The organism is Leclercia sp. W6 (assembly GCF_003336345.1).
Taxonomy (GTDB): Bacteria; Pseudomonadota; Gammaproteobacteria; order Enterobacterales; family Enterobacteriaceae; genus Enterobacter.
Genome location: NZ_CP031104.1, coordinates 4310444 through 4328029 on the forward strand (window position 1 = coordinate 4310444; position 17586 = coordinate 4328029).

Consider the following 17586-nt stretch of genomic DNA (forward strand, 5'->3'; position numbering starts at 1 on the left):
GAGAACATGGCTGATTTAGACGACATCAAAGAGGGCAAGAACTTTGGCATCGACCGGCCGCAGCAGAATGTGCCTTTTACCCTGAAGGGGTGTGGGGCGCTGGACTGGGGGATGCAGTCCCGCATGGCGCGCATTTTTAACCCCACCAGCAACCGCACGGTGATGCTGGCCTTCGATCATGGTTATTTCCAGGGGCCAACCACCGGGCTGGAGCGCATCGATCTCTCTATTGCGCCGCTGTTCGGCGAAACCGATGTGCTGATGTGTACCCGCGGCATTCTCAGAAGCACCGTGCCGCCCGCCACCAACAAGCCGGTGGTGCTGCGCGCCTCCGGGGGTAACTCAATGCTGGGCGAACTCTCTAACGAATGCGTTGCGGTGGCGATGGAAGACGCCCTGCGCCTCAACGTCTGTGCGGTGGCGGCGCAGGTCTATATCGGCAGTGAGTATGAGCACCAGTCGATCAACAACATCATCAAACTGGTGGATGCGGGCAACCGCTACGGTATGCCGACCCTGGCGGTGACCGGGGTGGGCAAGGAGATGGCCCGTGACGCGCGCTACTTCTCGCTCGCCAGCCGCATTGCCGCCGAGATGGGGGCGCAGTTCGTCAAAACCTATTTTGTGGAAGAGGGATTCGAGAAAGTGACCGCCAGCTGCCCGGTGCCGATTGTCACCGCCGGGGGGAAAAAGCTGCCGGAGCACGAGGCGCTGGAGATGTGCTTCCGCGCCATCGATCAGGGTGCGTCGGGTGTCGATATGGGACGCAATATCTTCCAGTCCAGCGCGCCGCTGGCGATGCTGAAGGCGGTGAAGAAGGTGGTGCACGAGAAGATGAGCGCCCGCGAGGCGTATCAGTTCTGGCAGGAGGAAAAACAAGGAGAAGGGCAATGAACGTGACCTTAGTGGAGATCAACATTAAGCCGGACAAGGTGGACGAGTTTCTGGAGGTGTTTCGCGCCAACCATGAAGGGGCGATCCAGGAGCCGGGTAACCTGCGGTTTGACGTTTTGCAGGATCCGCGGGTGAAAACCCGGTTCTTTATCTACGAGGCTTACAAGGATGAGGAGGCGGTGCAGGCGCATAAGCAGACCCCGCACTATCTGGCGTGCGTGGAGCAGCTTGAAGAGCTGATGTCGGAGCCGCGTAAAAAACGTTGTTTTGTCGGGTTGATGCCGGAATAGGGGGGGCGGTCTGTTGCCCGGTGGCGCTGCGCTTACCGGGCCTACAGGGATGGTGCGGTTTGTTGCCCGGTGGCGCGTTGCTTACCGGGCCTACGGGTTTGTGCGGTCTGTTGCCCGGTGGCGCGTTGCTTACCGGGCCTACGGGTTTGTGCGGTCTGTTGCCCGGTGGCGCGTTGCTTACCGGGCCTACGGGCTTGTGCGGTCTGTTGCCCGGTGGCGCGTTGCTTACCGGGCCTGCGGGCTTGCGCGGTTTGTTGCCCGGTGGCGCGTTGCTTACTGGGCCTATGGGCTTGTGCGGTCTGTTGCCCGGTGGCGCGTTGCTTACCGGGCCTACGGGCTTGTGCGGTTTGTTGCCCGGTGGCGCTGCGCTTACCGGGCCTACGGGATTGTGCGGTCTGTTGCCCGGTGGCGCGTTGCTTACCGGGCCTACAAGGGTTCAAACGGTGCGGGTTTTGTAGGCCGGGCAAGCGCAGCGCCGCCCGGCGGTTTTTACGCTTCAGCCACACTCACCCGCAGCGCGGCCAGCGCCTTGCGGGCCGCTTTCAGCACCTGCTCACACTGCTCAATGGTCAGCGTCAGCGGCGGTTCGATGCGAATGGTTTTCGAGTTGTTGAGCGTGCCTGCCACCAGCACCCGCTGGCGGAACATCTCGCTGGCGAAGCTGTAGCCGGTTTCGTTGTCGACAAACTCAATCGCCATCAGCATCCCTTTGCCGCGCGCCTCCTGGACCAGGTCCGGGTATTCACGCCCCAGCTGACGGAAGCCATCCAGCAGCATGTCGCCTTTCTGCTCCGCCTGGGCGGGCAGGTTCTGCTCCAGCAGCACGTTGATGGTCGCCAGCGCCGCGGCACAGGCCAGCGGATTGCCGCCAAAGGTGGTGGTGTGCAGGAAAGGATTATCGAACAGCACCGAGAAGACCTCTTCGGTGGCGACAGTAGCACCAATCGGCATCACACCGCCGCCCAGCGCTTTGGCCAGGCACAGAATGTCCGGCTGCACGTTTTCATGCTCGCAGGCGAACATCTTGCCGGTGCGCCCCATGCCGGTCTGCACTTCGTCCAGGATCAGCAGCGCGCCAAACTCATCGCACAGCTGACGCACCGCGGGCAGATAGCCCTGCGGAGGCAGGATCACCCCGCCTTCGCCCTGGATAGGTTCGAGGATCACTGCCGCCACATCATCGCCGGTTTTATGGCATTCCGACAACATGGTGCGCATGGCGTTGATGTCGCCGAACGGCACATGGCGGAAGCCCGGCAGCAGCGGCATAAACGGCTTACGGAAGGTGGATTTCGCTGTGGCAGAGAGGGCCCCGAGCGACTTGCCGTGGAAGGCGCCACTGGTGGCGATAAACGTGAATCTCCCGCGCGGCGACTGGTACGCTTTGGCGAGTTTGATCGCCGCTTCGACCGATTCCGTGCCGCTGTTACAGAAGAAGCTGTATTTCAGTTTCCCCGGCGTCAGTGCCGCCAGCGTTTTTGCCAGCATCGCCCGTAAGGGGTCAAGCAGTTCCTGGCTATGAAGGGGTTGTTTTGCAAGCTGATTTTGTACGGCGGAAACCACTACTGGATTACGGTGCCCCACGTTGAAAATACCAAATCCACCCAGGCAATCTATAAACTCCTGTCCCTGAGTGTCGACAAGCGTATTCAAACTTCCCGCCTGCCACTCTACGGCTCCGTAATCCCCGCCTGCCGTTACCGATTTCCTGTATTCGAGAAAACCTGGATTGACATGCTCTTTGAAGTAATCAATCACCTCGCGGTTAAGTTGTTTCATCTCCTCATGATCAAGCGTTCGCTTCTCAATGAGATTCAAGGCGTGCGCGGTACAGGCAAGGGCCGACGCGCTGGAAGGTAACCTGTTCAAGATGTGCTCCCGGGGATGGCGTATCACATGATACTGGATTAAGTATTGCAGGCTTTACGCCACATCCAGGGCCTTAACAAAAATCGGGATAAACGCCAGGTTAAAATAATGTTACACAATATTTAATCATGCAAAAGCGCAGCCTGGCCGCTGCGGCAGGGAATTTTCAGAAACAGAGATGCCCGATAGCAGTGCATTTGCTCTGTTTTAGGGCGGAAAGAGAACAGATACGGATCCTCCTTCAGGAGTAGTTTCGTCGCGAAACCATTAGATATCAATAAATTATAAAAACACACAAAAAATGCGGTTTAGTGGCGTTTTGCGATCTCAGGCATGTTTAACAACTAAAGATATGTTCGTTACCGCCGTAAAATATTTACGCCACAAAAATAACATTCAAGTAACCTGCAAGGGATGCCTATGTCGCCTCAACCGTTTGTCACGCAGTGTGAATACCCGCTGCAAGATGACACCACCCTGATGTCCACCACCGATCTGCACAGCTACATTACTCAGGCCAACGACACGTTTGTGCAGGTAAGCGGGTATACGCTTGCCGAACTGACAGGACAGCCGCACAACCAGGTCCGTCACCCGGATATGCCAAAAGCGGCCTTTGCCGACATGTGGTATACCCTGCAACAGGGCGAACCCTGGAGCGGAATTGTGAAAAACCGCCGTAAAAATGGCGATCACTACTGGGTGCGCGCGAATGCGGTGCCGATGGTGCGCAACGGCCAGACCACCGGGTACATGTCCATCCGCGTGAAAGCCACGCCGGAAGAGATCGCCGCTGTCGAGCCGCTCTATAAGGCGCTGAACGAAGGGCGCTGCAAAAAGCGTGTGCATAAAGGGCTGGTGGTTGCCAGAGGCTGGACCGGCAAACTCCCGTCGATGCCGCTGCGCTGGCGGGTCCGCGGCGTGATGACCGCGTTATTTGCCGTGCTGGCGGCCACCCTGTTTGCCACCGGTGCGGGATGGGCAGCACTGGGTGCCAGCGCGCTGGTCATGCTGCTGGGTACGCTCCTGTTTGAGCAGCAGATTGTGCGTCCGGTCGAGAACGTGGCGCGTCAGGCGCTGAAGGTGGCGACGGGCGAGCGCAACAGCGTTGAGCACCTCAACCGCAGCGACGAGCTGGGGCTGACCCTGCGGGCGGTCGGTCAGCTCGGGCTGATGTGCCGCTGGCTGATCAATGATGTCTCCAGCCAGGTCGTCAACGTGCGTGACGGCAGCGAGCAGCTGGCGAGGGGGAACGATGACCTCAACGATCGCACCCACCAGACCGTCTCGAACGTGAAGCAGACCGTGGAGACCATGAACCAGCTGGCAATGACCGTACAGAACAACACCAGAACCGCCGTTGACGCTGATAAGCTCTCCATCGCCGCCAGCGATGCCGCCACCGAAGGCGGACACGCGATGCAAACTGTGGTCAAAACCATGGACGAGATTGCCGACAGCACCCAGCGTATCGGCTCTATCACCAAGCTGATCAATGACATCGCCTTCCAGACCAATATTCTGGCGCTGAATGCGGCAGTAGAAGCGGCCAGGGCAGGGGAGCAGGGCAAAGGCTTTGCGGTGGTAGCCGGAGAGGTGCGTCATCTTGCCAGCCGCAGCGCCACCGCCGCCAACGACATCCGCAAGCTGATTGACGCCAGCGCCAGCAAAGTGCTGTCGGGCTCGGAGCAGGTCAATGCTGCCGGGCGCACGATGGACGATATTGTGGAGAAAGTGCAGAACGTCACGCGGCTTATCGCGGAGATCAGCCACTCGACCTCCGAGCAGGCGTCCGGGCTGTCGGAGCTGACCCGCGCAGTAGCGGAGCTGGATTCGATTACCCAGAAAAACGCCGCGCTGGTGGAAACCAGCGCCCAGGTGTCGGCGATGGTGAAACACCGGGCTAAACGCCTTGAGGATGCGGTCACCGTCCTTCACTGAGTCAGTAATGTTCTAAAAAGCCGTTTGCGCTTCACAGCGTAAGCGGTTTTTTTATGGGCGAATTGTCATTATTTTTATCATTTATTGTTACTTAATTATTAAATAATTAAAAAAAGCGCTGCGGTTAATTCTCTTTACCTGCGTCTGTTTTCCCTGTTGCGTTGTTAAAAAAAGTGTGCCGGTGGTTGTATAACGATCGATGAGTTAAAATTAATAGTCTGTGCCTATCCATTGTGGTGATTATGAAATAAAAAAGCGATCAAAGTCATAAAGTTAGCGGTAGAGTTACCGATAACGCTGATCGTCTGAGAAATAATCACATCGATGGAGTAAATATGTTCTTACACGACGTTAAAATCGGCACGAAATTATTTCTGGCGTTTGGATTCTTTATTGTCCTGATGGGGATAAGTGCGAGTTTATCTCTGTTGAGCCTGAACCGGGCAAATAACGGGATGCAATCCATCATCACCAGCGATTATCCCACGACCGTAAAAGCCAACCAGTTAATCGAAAATTTTCAGGAATTTATTAGCACTCAACAACTGATGCTGCTGGACGATCAGGGCACTTACACGGCGCAATCAGAGCAGCATCTGAAGGCGATCAGCGAGCGTATCACCCTGATCCTCGGGGAGCTGGACAAGGCCCTCCAGGATAAGCAATCCCAGCAGGTACTGGCCGATATCCGCGGCGTTCGCCAGCAGTATCTTGACTCCCGCTATCGCATTTTGCAGGCGGTGCAGAACAACGATCGGGCGGGGGCGATTCAGGAGATGATGACCAACACCCTCAGCTTGCAGCAAGCCTATAAAGCGAAGGTGCAGGCGCTGATTGCGATCCAGAACACCCAGATGCAGCGCGCAGGTGAAGAGGTGGAGGGCGATTTTAAAAGCAACCGCCTGGTGCTGATCCTTATCACGCTCTTCAGCGTGGTGGTGGGCAGCCTGATGGGCTGGTTTATCGTGCGCTCCATTACCCGTCCGCTGGGCGAGGCGGTGGGCTTTGCCCAGTCCATTGCAGAGGGCGATCTCACCCGCAACATTGCCTCGCACGGGAAAGATGAAACCGGCCAGCTGCTCACGGCGCTGATGGAGATGAAAGTCCGTCTGCTGGCGATTGTGCAGCAAGTACAGACCGGTTCAGAGAGCATCTCCAGCGCCGCGGCGCAGATTGTGGCGGGTAATCAGGATCTGGCGGCGCGTACCGAAGAGCAGGCCAGCTCCGTTGAACAGACGGCGGCCTCGATGGAGCAGATCACCGCGACGGTGAAAAATACCGCCTCGCATACCGGCGAGGCGACGAACCTCTCTGCGGACGCGGCCCGGGTGGTGAAACACAACGGCGAGATGATGCAGCAGGTCACCAGCAAAATGCGCCTGATTAACGAGACCTCCAACCGGATGTCCGACATCATCAACCTGATTGACTCCATCGCCTTCCAGACCAATATCCTGGCGCTGAACGCGGCGGTAGAAGCGGCGCGCGCGGGCGAGCATGGCCGCGGCTTTGCGGTGGTGGCCGGTGAAGTTCGCCAGCTGGCGCAGAAAAGCGCCACCTCGGCCAGCGAAATTCGTCAGCTAATTGAAAGCTCAACCAGCCAGACCCAGGACGGGATGGCGCTGGTGGAAAAAGCCAGCGGGCTGATTAATGGCATGGTGGGTAACGTGGAGGAGATGGATGTCATCCTGCGCGAGATCCGCCAGGCAAGCCATGAGCAGACGGAAGGCATTTCGCAGATCAACAGCGCCATTGGCCTGATTGACTCCACCACCCAACAGAACTCCGCCCTGGTGGAGGAGTCTGTTGCGGCGGCATCATCCCTTAACGAGCAGGCGATGAACCTGAAAGCGCTGGTGAAAGTGTTTCGCGTCGCTGCTTAATCGAGCTGGGAGATCTCCAGCGCCGCGCGGTCGATCACGCCGATAATCTGTTTGATCTGCGCGTCGCTGGTCTCTCCCTGATTCACCTTCAGATCCAGCACCGCTTTAAAGTTATCCAGCGCCCGCTTCATCTGCGGGTTTTTGCGCAGCTCAAAGCCCACGCAACGCGCTTTGACGCGCGCCAGAATGTGCTCCAGATGCTCAAGGTTTTCATCCAGCCACTGCTGCCCGGCAACGGTGATCTCAATCTTTTTACGCCCGTTCTCCTCCTCTTTAAGCGTAATAAACTGCTGATCCTCCAGAAAATCGAGCGTCGGGTAGATGACGCCCGGGCTGGGGGCGTAGTTGCCCTGGGTCAGGGTCTCGATCGCCTTAATCAGCTCGTAACCGTGGCTGGCGTTGCGGGTCAGGATATCGAGGATCACCAGCCGTAATTCGCCGTGACCAAAGAAGCGCTGGCGGCGACCGCCGCCGTGATGGTGATCGCCGCCGCGTCCGCGGTGAGCGTGATCGCGGTGGTCATGGTCGTGAGAGTGTCGCATCGTCTTTCTCCATATTTTTGATATATCTAATTTATATCTAAATCTTAATAACTAGCAACGTCGTCGCACGTAATTTATTTAACTTTATAATATTTAAGGTTTTTAATGTGCGTGGATGGCTTTGAGATTGCGAAATCTGTCTATATCAAAAAAATCTTGCAATTCTGCTTATTAGCAATCATTATCATTTAACTTTCATTTCCGATATATCGATTTCACTTTCACGAAGGCAAATTATGACCACACCCCGCTATCCTCAACGTGTCCGTAACGACCTGCGCTTTCGCGAGCTGAACGTGCTCCGCGTGGAGCGCGTCAGTACCGGTTTTCAGCGCATCGTACTGGGCGGCGAAGCGCTGGAGGGCTTCAGCTCCCGCGGCTTCGACGACCACTGCAAAGTCTTTTTCCCGGAACAGGGCACGACCTTTATTCCTCCGGTCGTGACGGACGAGGGCGTGGAGTGGGGTGAGGGCGTGCGTCCGCAGGCGCGGGATTACACTCCGCTGTATGATGCGGCCCGTCACGAGCTGGTGCTCGATTTCTTTATCCACGACGGCGGCGTGGCAAGCCAGTGGGCTGTGGAGGCAAAACCGGGAGATATCCTCTCTATCGGCGGCCCGCGCGGTTCGCTGGTGGTGCCGGAAGATTATGCCTGGCAGCTGTACGTCTGCGATGAGTCGGGCATGCCCGCCCTGCGCCGCCGTCTGGAGACCCTGCGCGCGCTGCCGGTGCGCCCGGAAGTGCACGCCGTGGTGACCGTGAGCGATGCCGCCTGTCAGGACTATCTGGCGCACTTAAGTGAGTTCAACATTAGTTGGGTGGTGGGGCATAACGAGCAGACGGTGGCGGATCGTCTGGCGTCGCTCAGCGTGCCGGCAGAAGATTACTTCATCTGGCTGACCGGGGAAGGGAAGGTGGTGAAAAAGCTGAGCCGCCTGTTTGAAACCGACGCCATCGATCAGAAGCTGGTGCGTGCCAGCGCGTACTGGCACGCCAAATAGTCAGGCCACGTCGTCGAGCTGCGCTTCGCTGACCTGATGTTCCAGCGAGGCGCGTACCTCGTGCAGGGCTTTCTCCTGCTGGGCGAAGTAGGCTTCCATATTGCTCAGCGAGGAGACCAGCAGCCAGGACTCCTCTTTTTCCAGCTCCGCCAGCTCGCTCACCAGGGTGTCGATCTGCTCGCGAACCTGGGCCATCTTTTTGCGGATCAGCGTCAGGTCGTTCAGCCGGTCGCTGGCCATCAGCGGCTCCAGCCCCTGATGCAGGCGGGCCACCAGGGAGCGGATCGCCTTCACGTCGCCGCGCTGCTTCGCCTGGTTAAGCTGCACCATCATGGCATTCGCCTCTTCTTTCAGCTCGTCCGCCACCAGATCCGGGTGACAGAGCTTGCTCGCCTGGCGCCAGAGCCGTTTTAACTCGTTCTGATCCTCTTCGGACAGGTCTTTGCCCTTGCGCAGCCGGATCTCCGCTTCATGCTGCTGCTCGCGGTATTTTTCATACTCGTCGTTGGCCTCGTCCCGCGCCTGGCGGGCGGGCTCCTCCTCGCGGGTTAAGCCCGTTTCCAGCTCCTGGGCTTCGGCCAGCAGGTTGGCGATCAGATTGCTTTGTTGCTGCAGTTGTTTGCGTGCCGCGGCAGCCTGCACCGAATCGGCGGGCAGATCGCGCCAGTGCCGGGTCAGGGTAGCCAGCACCTCTACCGCCTGGGCGACATACTGCTGGCAGCGGCGATAGTCCGCTTCCCGGCGGCGCGCCTCTGCCTGCTGGCGACGCAGATTCAGCTCCGCCAGGGTTTTGCGCAGGGCGAGGATCTGGCTCATCAGTGGGCCGAGGCGGGTGAGGTAGAGGTCGTTGAATTCGTCCAACTGCTGGACGCGGGCGTTACGGCGATCGATAAGATCGCGCAGGCGCTCTTCCAGCGCTTTCAGCTCCAGCTTGCTGGCGGCCAGCTGCGGATCCCGCCAAGTGGTAACGGCACGCTGACCCTGGAGCCATGCGGTAATGGCCACCATCGCCCCGGTGTAGTTTTTCTGCTCAAGCGCCACGACGATCGCCTGCAGCTCATCGTCAAAGGCTTCGCTTTTTAACCGTGCCAGCTGACTCTCGATGATGTCGTCATCTTCCAGTTCGATAGCATTTTTAATGATTTCCAGCCGTTTGATCGGTGTGCTCATGATGCTTTTCGCTTTTGCGCTTAAGTATTTGAGTTAAGGATAGTTGTCAGGAAAACAACAGGGAATAATACACATGTCTGATGAATGGCGCGACGGGGGAATGCGTTAATCTTACCGTATCGGTCACGGTTCCGACCTGAGCGATGAAGCGAAGGTGGTGGCCCATGCCATTCTAGGCGGTGCCGTGGCGGCACTACAGGGTAACAGCGCGGCGGCGGGTGCTGCGGGCGCGGCAGCAGGCGAGCTGGCGGCGAAAGCCATCGCGGGCGTGCTGTATCCTGACGTAAAAGACCCGTCAAAGCTGACGGAAGAGCAGAAGCAGACGGTTAGCGCCCTGGCGACGATTTCAGCGGGAATGGCCGGAGGGCTGGCGGGGGACAGCACGGGGTCTGCAGTTGCAGGTGCGGGAGCCGGGAAGAATGCGGCTGAGAATAATGCGCTGAGTCTGCCGAAAGGGATGAATGATATTGGTTTATCCCAGCAGTCGCTTGCAGCCAGTATGATCCAGAATGGTGCTACACCAGATGAGTTAACAGAAGCGCTGATTAAAAACTCACAGGGTCAGATACCAGAAGGGCAGGATGCAGTTAAAGGTCTGTTAACCGCCTGGGGCGAGTTCTTCGGGGTGCCGGTCAGTGCGTTGACGGCTGATGGTGAAATGACGCCGCAACGGGCTGCAGAAATCCTGGCGAGTGGTGTGCCGACCAGTGAAGCGAAGTTAATCCAGTATGTAGCTGCTAAGGCATTTTTATCTGTTGCGAAAAGCTCCGATCTTGGATTATCACCTGCAAACCAGAAATATGTGGATATCCTTTCACCGGAAGCGAAACAGCACATTTTATATGGGGATAGCCCTACGCAAGGTGGACATCTGTATCCTGGAAATCCAGGAAAAACAGTTTTCCCTCAAAGCTGGTCAGCAGACAAGGTTGTTCATGCTGTGGGTGATATAGCTACTTCACCCGATACCAAATGGTTTGCCCAGACCGGAACGGGTGGGGCGTATACAAATGCAGGAAGACCAGCAAGATGGGTTGCCTGGGAAGAGCGAGAAGGTGTTAGAGTTCGTGTGGTATACGAGCCAGCTAGTGGGAAAATCGTGACAGCGTTCCCGGATAGTAATCCGACTCCTCCAGCTTTAAAACCGATTAAGAAATAGCGTGGGCGCGATGGATATTAATGACAAAATTAGATCATTAGGTGAAGGGTTAAAGGATCGGTTGGATCCTTCGCTCGTTGACTTTGCTCTCGATTATATTGGGTTCTCAGAGAGTGTATTAGCATTCGAAACGCTATGTGATCACATCGCTGATTATGATGTGGTGATTAGCAAAAATGAATATACGCAAGTGCTTAAAATAGCTAATGATCTTGGCCTAGAAATAGATAGTAGATATACATATATAAATCCAGAGAAATAACTTCTTGATAGCTATGATTTATCCCGGCCTCAGCGCCGGGATCTTCTTTAGCCGTCAGAACTTAAACTCAAGCTCAATAGTCAGCCGTCCCTTCTCAGCGGTCACAATCACCGGCTGCCCGGTCCGGAATCCAGTTCTTCCAGCCAGCGGCCCTTGATGGTGAGCTGGGGTAGCGGGTTGGGCCTGCCCTGGTTGGGGCGATAACCGACCTCTACTAAAGAGTTGAGCAATGGTCGTTCAGCTTATTGGGATCAATCTACTGGTACTGTTGTAATCCGCAATCCTAAAGCATCAGATGGTGGAACAGCTTTTAGGCCTGTAAACGGTAGAGCATACTTCGAGAATTTGAGGTGATGAATGGATGTAATATCTGTTGCTGGAAAACAAGCTCAATTAACCATTGATGGAAATGAGTTATTGATCCTGAACTCAGCTTTGAATGAAATTTGTAATGGCATTTCTGTTCCTGAATTTGAAACCAGGATAGGGGCTTCTAAAGAAGATGTCTGTGCCTTACTTAATGATGTAAGCCATATTTTAGACAAAATGATGGCTTGAGAAGATCCCGGCCTCTGCGCCGGGATCTTTTACCCGGCAGCCCTTAACCGGCTCGATCACCAGTCTTCCCTGCTCAACGCTGATTATGACCGGTGTGTCGGTGCTGAATCTCGCTTCTGCCAGCCAGTTACCGTTCAGTCGCAGGCAGGGGCTGAATAAATACCAGATGGTCATGCAGATACAGGCTCTTTAACAGCTTTGGGAAAAATGGAACGCAGGGCATAAAACCGCGTATCCCCGACAGCGGCGGCACGGTTTCGATGACCAGCGGGCGCGATGCCATCCTCGACGGCGCGCAGGTGAGCGGTAACGCCATCGTGGCCGATATCGGGCGTGATTTCCTGATGCGCAGCCAGCAGGACAGCAACGAGTATAAATCCAGGCAGAACAGCGTGGCGGCGGGAGGCAGCTTCACCTTCGGCAGCATGACCGGCTCGGGCTACGTCAGCGCCAGCCGGGACAAAATGAACAGCACCTTTGATTCGGTGCAGGAGCAGACCGGGCTGTATGCCGGTGACGGTGGCTTCGATATCACGGTGGGCCGCCACACGCAGCTGGACGGGGCGGTGATAGCCTCCACGGCACAGGCGGATAAAAACCGTCTGGATACGGGCACCCTGGGGTTCGGGGATATCCATAACGAAGCGGACTATAAGGTCAGCCACAGCGGTATCAGCCTGAGCGGGGGCGGCAGCTTCGGTAAGGATACGTTCACCAGCAATATGCCGGGCGGAATGATCTCTGCAGGTGGCAGCAGCGGCCATGCAGAGGGCACCACCCGGGCGGCTGTCGCGAACGGCACTCTCATCGTGCGTGACACAGTGAACCAGCAGCAGGACGTGGCGGACCTGAGCCGGGATACGGCGAATACGAACGGCAGCATCAGCCCGATATTTGACAAGGAGAAGGGGCAGAAGCGGCTGCAGGCCGTGGGGTTAATCAGCGAGATTGGCAGCCAGGCCATGGATATCGCCCGGACGCAGGGAGAGCTGGCAGGACGGGCCGCGGCAAAAGATCCGCAGGCGCTGGAGGAAGCCCGTCAGCAGCTGACCCGGGAAGGGACGCCAGCCACGGATGAAGCCGTGGCGAAACGGGCCCATAACAACGCGATGGCGCAGTACGGCACGGGCAGCGACCTGCAGCGGGGTATCCAGGCGGCAACGGCAGCGCTGTCGGGGCTGGCGGGCGGGGATGGCCGGAGGGCTGGCAGGTGCGGCTGCGCCGGAGCTGGCGTATGCCATCGGCCACAGGTCGGGTCTCAGTGAGGATGATGTCGCGGGTAAAGCCATTGCCCACGCCATTCTGGGCGGGGCAGCTGCCGCCCTGCAGGGGAACAGTGCTGCAGCAGGCGCTGCGGGCGCGGCAGTGGGTGAGCTTGCTGCGAAAGCGATAGCGGGTGTGCTCTATCCTGGCGTGACCGACCTGTCGAAACTGATCGAGGAGCAGAAGCAGACGGTCAGCGCCCTGGCGACAATTTCGGCGGGAATGGCCGGAGGGCTGGCGGGGGACAGCACGGGGTCTGCGGCCGCGGGGGCGGGGGCAGGGGCAGGAAAGACTGCGGTTGAGAATAACTCGCTGAGTAAGGATAAGCCCGGTATCTTCGATATAAATCCGATGTTGAAAATCGGAATTGAAGGTGCAGATGGCGATCCGCTGAAAGGTGGTGGTGGTGTAGCAAAAAGCAACAGTAGCACTATGCTGGGTCAGTATGGTGTTCAAACGGCCAGCAAGACTATATGGAAAGGAACGGGCAAAGAACGTATCGATGTCGAAAATCCTAATCCAGGCCAAAGGCCATGACAATTGCACTATCAAGATAATAAGGGTAATAAGTATATCTATGATCCTAAAACTAACTCTTTCCCGAACGCGCCAAAATCAGTGAATAATTTATTGAAAGACACATCTTTTAAAAAAGCTTTAGATAAAGGAATGATTCAATATTTGGGAGAGAAAAAATGATATATAATTCGCTGATGTTAGAGGCATTGCGTAATGCTTGTTGGAGTGACTTAGTATTGCCAAAAGAACTCTGTTTATGGGTTGAGAAAGGTTTTGTAAAGCAAGCAGACTGTTTTTTTCTTGCAGCTCTTTTTACAGTCTATCCAAATGATAACTATTTGATGGATAAGACTGGTGTTGAGTGTTTTGTTAACTCTTTTCATATAGATGATTATGTTTCTGAACGATACTTAGACTATGCTTGTTTGTTTTGTAATACCATTTTGAATAAATGGCCCCTTGAACGAAACGATAAAAAACTAAATATGATAGTGTCGATGGATGAATTTGGTGCGGTGGTTAAATTTCATGTTATACGGCAAGGTGAGACTTGGTTAAGTAATAACCTTGAGAAGTATGAAGAAGCAATTTTTGCAACGACTGATGTCATAAGTTAATAATCTCCTAAGATGCGCAGACGCGGCTACCACGGACGCGGCTGCGGGGAGCTTGCGGCGAAAGCGGTAGCGGGGTGGAGGGTTTTATCCTGACGTGACCGACCTGTCGAAGCTGAGCGAGGAGCAGAAGCAGACGGTCAGCGCCCTGGCGACGATTTCAGCGTGAATGGCCGGAGGGCTGGCGGGGGACAGCACGGGGTCTGCAGTTGCAGTTGCAGGTGCGGGAGCCGGGAAGAATGCGGCTGAGAATAACTCGCTGGGTGATAAGGATAAGTTGCCGGTCAATATCTATGACATCAATTTACTGAAACCAAATGTGCTGGATGCTGACGGGGATCCGCTGAAAGGTGGTGGTGGGGCAGCTAAAGGTGGAAAATTCAGCCCTACAACGAAGGACAATCTAATTTCGTCAGCAAATAAACCGATAAATGGGCAAGGTATGTCTGCCGCCGCAAGAGCTTGGGAAAAGCATGCAGGCAGAGAAGGTGGGACTTTTGAACCTTTAAAAGGAAATGTTGCTCAGAAAAATGAATCTGCGAGTAAGTTTGTGAATGACGTCTTGAGCAATCCTGGTACAGTTAAAACAGAGTTGTCCCGTGGTGGAGTTGAATATCGTTTACCAAGTGGTCAAGGTATTCGTTATAACGCTGATGGTTCGTTTTCTGGTTTTTTAGATCCAAGAAGGTAGGATAAATGAGTAACGGTTTTGAAGTAGATTTCTTTAGTGATTCTCGTTATGAGGAACTGACTGCAGAAATATCCTATCGAGGGCAGATTCTTTGCCAGTTGAACAAAGATAAGGGTATTGATTCTATTGAAATAGAATTTTTCTCAGATAGCCGAATCTTGTCCGAAGCTGTAGAAATGAAATTCCAAGTTGACGATTTTTTAAAGATATTAATGCAAACAAAAGACGAACTGATTGGATAGTTGTTAGTATCCCGGCCACCGAGCCGGGAGCTTACTTTTATCGGTCAGGAAAAATGCTCGTTACCCCGTTTGTACAAGGGCAGATCGCCAGTGTCGTTCAGCGACCCCGGAAACTCCTTAAGCCACTTGTTCATCTTTTTCTTGTCAAATTGGAAAATCTGAAGCGGAGTTATTCGATAGAGTATTTACAGGTAATACAAAAACAGCATCAACATTTACAGATAGGGCTATCGCAGAAGCTGTAACCTTCCCTGCTCCACGCTGACCGTGATCGGCGTGTCGGTGCTAAATCCCACCTCTGCCAGCCAGTTACCGTTCAGGCGCAGGTTGGGGCAGCAGGAGTACCCGTTCGTAGTACAAGTCAGCGTCACTCTGCCTCTTACCGAGTCCGGTTACTACGTGTTCCCGGTTGCGGTGGTGGAAGAGACATTTAAACAAAACGGCGTCACCAACCCAGACGACATCAGCGCGATCCCGCTGAAAAAACTGCACGAGATCTTTGGTGCTGATGCGGTGATGTACATCACCCTCACCGATTACGGCACCTCATACCAGGTGATTAGCAGCGAGACGCGCGTGAGCGCAGCGGCGCGGTTAGTGGATTTACGCACCGGGAAAGAGCTGTGGAAAGGCATTGCCACGGCTTCAAGCAATGAGGGTCAGAGTAATTCTGGCGGTGGCTTGTTGGGTATGTTGATCAGCGCGGCGGTGACCCAGATTACGCATTCGGCAACCGATAAAGCGTATGATGTCGCTCAGATGACCAGCGTCCGTCTGTTCAGCGCAGGGCCTAGCGGCTTGTTGTACGGGCCTCGCTCGCCGAAATACGGACAGACTGTTCTGTAATCTCCTTCAATCCCGGCCCCTGGGCCGGGATTATTTATCTACAACTTTCCCGTTACCCGCCAGGCTGCCGTGCACCCGCCATACTCACCCCTGTATCCTGCTTTTCATAAACCCCGCTTATAGTTTCCTGTCGATATTAAGCTTTGCGTGCTATATTTTTGCTGGATTAATCTTTCGCTTGGGTGACATAGAGCGATATTTTATCTGTATGTTGGGGGTTACTGCTGGCAGAAAGTGGAGAAATTACGCGATCTGTCGATAAGCTTGTACATAGTATTAGCTCTACGTAATATGCATTAGAATATTTACTAAGCAAATATGACTACCCGTAAAGGGAATGCTTTATGGCGGTTGTTAATCACTGATCCCCTTTACACGTTCGTATTCCCACAAAAATATTGTCCCTGGCAAAGTCATGCAGGAAACAAAAAATACTGACTTGTAAATCACGAGTAATACCATGAAAAATTATGATGATTTGCAGCGTTTCAAGGATAAAACGCGCACCGGTGACATCAACTTCAAGGACTTGTCTGCGCAAAACAAGCAGGCTTCCAGTAGCGGCTGGGCGATCATCAACCAGCTGGCAGGTGTGAATAATGACGCGGCGCTGGCGAAAGCGGGCAGCGTCGCCGTACCGATTCCCCAGGCAGTGCAACCCGGTGAGCTGGATGCTGCCTTTGCCAGTCTGACGAAGGCGCCTGCCGTTTCCTCGCCGTCGATCATGCAAAACATGAATGTTGACCGCGCCGAAAAAGAGGCGCCGATTCAGCCTGCGCCCTCGCTGTTCGATCAGCTTAAACCTGAGGTGGCAAGCCAGCCGCCGGTGAAAGAGTCGCCTGCGCCGCAACCTGAGGTTCGTGCAACCCCTGCGCCCGTAGTGCCCATTGCGCAAGCTACCCCTGCGCCAAAACCTGCAGAGCCGGTGCGCTTTGAGCAGCTGTTCGCCACCAAAGCGTCTGAACGTGCCAGCCATCCGGTAAAAGATCTTCCCTTACAACCGCTCCTGGAGAAAATCGCTTCATGCCGTTAGTGTGTATTTGCTCGCCAAAAGGCGGAGTCGGGAAAACCACGGTCACGGCCAACCTCGCTTATGCTCTGGCACGTTCCGGCAGTAAAGTTCTGGCCATTGACTTCGACGTACAGAACGCGCTGCGTCTGCATTTTGGCGTGCCGTTGTCTGACGGACGCGGCTACGTTGCCCGCGCCAATGAATCCGCCGACTGGAGCCAGTCGGTGCTGACGGCGGGCAACAATATGTTTGTCCTGCCCTACGGTGAAGTGACGGAAGAGCAGCGCCTGATCTTTGAACATAACCTCACCAGCGACAGCAATTTCCTGGCGCGTGGGTTAAGTTCTCTGCTGAACTACCCGGGGCTGGTCATTCTGGCCGACTTCCCGCCAGGGCCGAACCCGGCGCTGAAGGCGATCTCCCCGCTGGCCGATATGCACCTGGTGACCCTGCTGGCCGACACCGCATCGCTGTCACTGCTGCCCCACATTGATAACCACCGGCTGACCGGCGGCGAACCGCCGAACAACAAGGCCGGATACTATTTCCTGGTGAACCAGAGTGACAACCGGCGCCATATCAGCCGTGACGTCACCGCCTTCTTACAGCAACGCCTCGGCGATCGCCTGCTTGGTGTGATCAACCGGGATGAAAGCGTGCCTGAGGCCAATGCCTCACAGCAATCGATACTGGATTTCAGCGCCACCTCGGCGGCGGCGTTCGATATCGAGCTGGTGAGTAAGCGTATCGCGGGTATTTTGGGTATCCAGGTGGGGGACGGCGCCGTGCACGCCAACCTGAGAACCTCCGGTTTCTGACGACAATTTCCA

17 protein-coding genes and 5 pseudogenes are annotated in these 17586 nt (G+C 55.4%); 16 read left to right on the top strand and 6 right to left on the bottom strand.

The annotated features are described in order from the left end of the window. The first annotated feature begins 6 nt into the window (after positions 1-6). The gene (gene lsrF, locus DVA43_RS21150; RefSeq protein ID WP_114316612.1) at positions 7-894 is read left to right on the top strand and encodes a 3-hydroxy-5-phosphonooxypentane-2,4-dione thiolase; all 888 of its coding nucleotides are present in this window, start codon (positions 7-9) and stop codon (positions 892-894) included. After that, a complete protein-coding gene (gene lsrG, locus DVA43_RS21155; protein ID WP_114316613.1) occupies positions 891-1184 on the top strand; it encodes a (4S)-4-hydroxy-5-phosphonooxypentane-2,3-dione isomerase in 294 nt (97 codons plus the stop codon). The genes lsrF and lsrG overlap by 4 nt, the downstream gene beginning before the upstream one ends. Before the next feature lie 489 nt (positions 1185-1673). On the opposite strand, the gene ygjG is transcribed toward lsrG, so the two are convergent. After that, a complete protein-coding gene (ygjG, locus tag DVA43_RS21160) occupies positions 1674-3053 on the bottom strand; it encodes a putrescine aminotransferase (protein WP_168194672.1) in 1380 nt (459 codons plus the stop codon). Positions 3054-3473: 420 nt separating this feature from the next. On the opposite strand from ygjG, the gene DVA43_RS21165 reads away from it, so the two are divergent. Both DVA43_RS21165 and DVA43_RS21170 read left to right on the top strand, forming a co-directional pair. Continuing rightward, entirely contained in the window at positions 3474-4994 is a 1521-nt protein-coding gene (locus tag DVA43_RS21165; protein ID WP_114316615.1) for a PAS domain-containing methyl-accepting chemotaxis protein, read from the top strand. Between the two features lie 335 nt (positions 4995-5329). Next, the gene (locus DVA43_RS21170) at positions 5330-6877 is read left to right on the top strand and encodes a methyl-accepting chemotaxis protein (protein ID WP_114316616.1); all 1548 of its coding nucleotides are present in this window, start codon (positions 5330-5332) and stop codon (positions 6875-6877) included. On the opposite strand, the gene DVA43_RS21175 is transcribed toward DVA43_RS21170, so the two are convergent. After that, positions 6874-7419, bottom strand: a complete 546-nt coding sequence (locus DVA43_RS21175; RefSeq protein WP_114316617.1) for a PadR family transcriptional regulator — start codon at positions 7417-7419, stop codon at positions 6874-6876. The genes DVA43_RS21170 and DVA43_RS21175 overlap by 4 nt on opposite strands. A gap of 236 nt (positions 7420-7655) precedes the next feature. Here DVA43_RS21175 and DVA43_RS21180 point away from each other — a divergent pair, with 236 nt between their 5' ends. Continuing rightward, on the top strand, positions 7656-8420 hold the full coding sequence (locus DVA43_RS21180) for a siderophore-interacting protein (RefSeq protein WP_114316618.1): 765 nt from the start codon (positions 7656-7658) through the stop codon (positions 8418-8420). Here the strand turns inward: DVA43_RS21180 and DVA43_RS21185 are convergent, their stop codons facing one another. Then, positions 8421-9590: a DNA repair protein gene (locus DVA43_RS21185; protein ID WP_114316619.1), complete on the bottom strand. Its 1170-nt coding sequence runs from the start codon at positions 9588-9590 to the stop codon at positions 8421-8423. It lies immediately after the preceding gene. Positions 9591-9699: 109 nt separating this feature from the next. Here DVA43_RS21185 and DVA43_RS25375 point away from each other — a divergent pair. The 3 genes and pseudogenes from DVA43_RS25375 to DVA43_RS21195 form a co-directional block, all read left to right on the top strand. After that, positions 9700-10038 (top strand): annotated as a pseudogene (locus DVA43_RS25375) (VENN motif pre-toxin domain-containing protein); the annotation flags it as partial. Positions 10039-10089: 51 nt separating this feature from the next. After that, complete coding sequence (locus tag DVA43_RS25280) at positions 10090-10749, top strand: EndoU domain-containing protein (protein ID WP_371414042.1); 660 nt, start codon at positions 10090-10092, stop codon at positions 10747-10749. Between the two features lie 10 nt (positions 10750-10759). Then, positions 10760-11011, top strand: coding sequence for a MafI family immunity protein (locus tag DVA43_RS21195; protein WP_114317180.1), 252 nt, complete (start codon positions 10760-10762; stop codon positions 11009-11011). 54 nt (positions 11012-11065) lie between these two features. Here DVA43_RS21195 and DVA43_RS25185 read toward each other — a convergent pair. Then, a pseudogene (locus tag DVA43_RS25185) lies at positions 11066-11241 on the bottom strand (SymE family type I addiction module toxin). Between the two features lie 127 nt (positions 11242-11368). Here DVA43_RS25185 and DVA43_RS21205 point away from each other — a divergent pair. Beyond that, positions 11369-11569, top strand: a complete 201-nt coding sequence (locus DVA43_RS21205; protein WP_114316621.1) for a hypothetical protein — start codon at positions 11369-11371, stop codon at positions 11567-11569. On the opposite strand, the gene DVA43_RS21210 is transcribed toward DVA43_RS21205, so the two are convergent. Then, positions 11549-11743, bottom strand: coding sequence for a SymE family type I addiction module toxin (locus tag DVA43_RS21210; RefSeq protein WP_114316622.1), 195 nt, complete (start codon positions 11741-11743; stop codon positions 11549-11551). The two genes, DVA43_RS21205 and DVA43_RS21210, sit on opposite strands and share 21 nt — an antisense overlap. A 65-nt stretch (positions 11744-11808) precedes the next feature. On the opposite strand from DVA43_RS21210, the pseudogene DVA43_RS25380 reads away from it, so the two are divergent. From DVA43_RS25380 to DVA43_RS21235, 4 genes and pseudogenes are all read left to right on the top strand, one after another. Next, positions 11809-12586: pseudogene (locus DVA43_RS25380) on the top strand (hemagglutinin repeat-containing protein); the annotation flags it as partial. Positions 12587-12669: 83 nt separating this feature from the next. Further along, positions 12670-13153 (top strand): annotated as a pseudogene (locus tag DVA43_RS25385) (VENN motif pre-toxin domain-containing protein); the annotation flags it as partial. A 374-nt stretch (positions 13154-13527) separates the two neighbouring features. Beyond that, positions 13528-13968, top strand: coding sequence for a hypothetical protein (locus DVA43_RS21220; protein WP_114316623.1), 441 nt, complete (start codon positions 13528-13530; stop codon positions 13966-13968). Positions 13969-14661: 693 nt separating this feature from the next. After that, positions 14662-14898 carry a hypothetical protein gene (locus tag DVA43_RS21235; protein ID WP_114316625.1) on the top strand — a complete coding sequence of 79 codons (237 nt, stop codon included), beginning with the start codon at positions 14662-14664 and terminating at the stop codon, positions 14896-14898. 227 nt (positions 14899-15125) lie between these two features. On the opposite strand, the gene DVA43_RS24755 is transcribed toward DVA43_RS21235, so the two are convergent. Beyond that, a complete protein-coding gene (locus DVA43_RS24755) occupies positions 15126-15269 on the bottom strand; it encodes a SymE family type I addiction module toxin (RefSeq protein WP_168194673.1) in 144 nt (47 codons plus the stop codon). Here DVA43_RS24755 and DVA43_RS21240 point away from each other — a divergent pair. The 3 genes and pseudogenes from DVA43_RS21240 to bcsQ form a co-directional block, all read left to right on the top strand. Next, a pseudogene (locus DVA43_RS21240) lies at positions 15265-15744 on the top strand (DUF799 domain-containing protein); the annotation flags it as partial. The gene DVA43_RS24755 and the pseudogene DVA43_RS21240 overlap by 5 nt on opposite strands. Before the next feature lie 460 nt (positions 15745-16204). Next, positions 16205-16777 carry a cellulose biosynthesis protein BcsO gene (gene bcsO / locus DVA43_RS21245; protein WP_114316627.1) on the top strand — a complete coding sequence of 191 codons (573 nt, stop codon included), beginning with the start codon at positions 16205-16207 and terminating at the stop codon, positions 16775-16777. Then, entirely contained in the window at positions 16768-17574 is an 807-nt protein-coding gene (gene bcsQ / locus DVA43_RS21250; RefSeq protein ID WP_114316628.1) for a cellulose biosynthesis protein BcsQ, read from the top strand. The genes bcsO and bcsQ overlap by 10 nt, the downstream gene beginning before the upstream one ends. Positions 17575-17586: the final 12 nt, after the last annotated feature.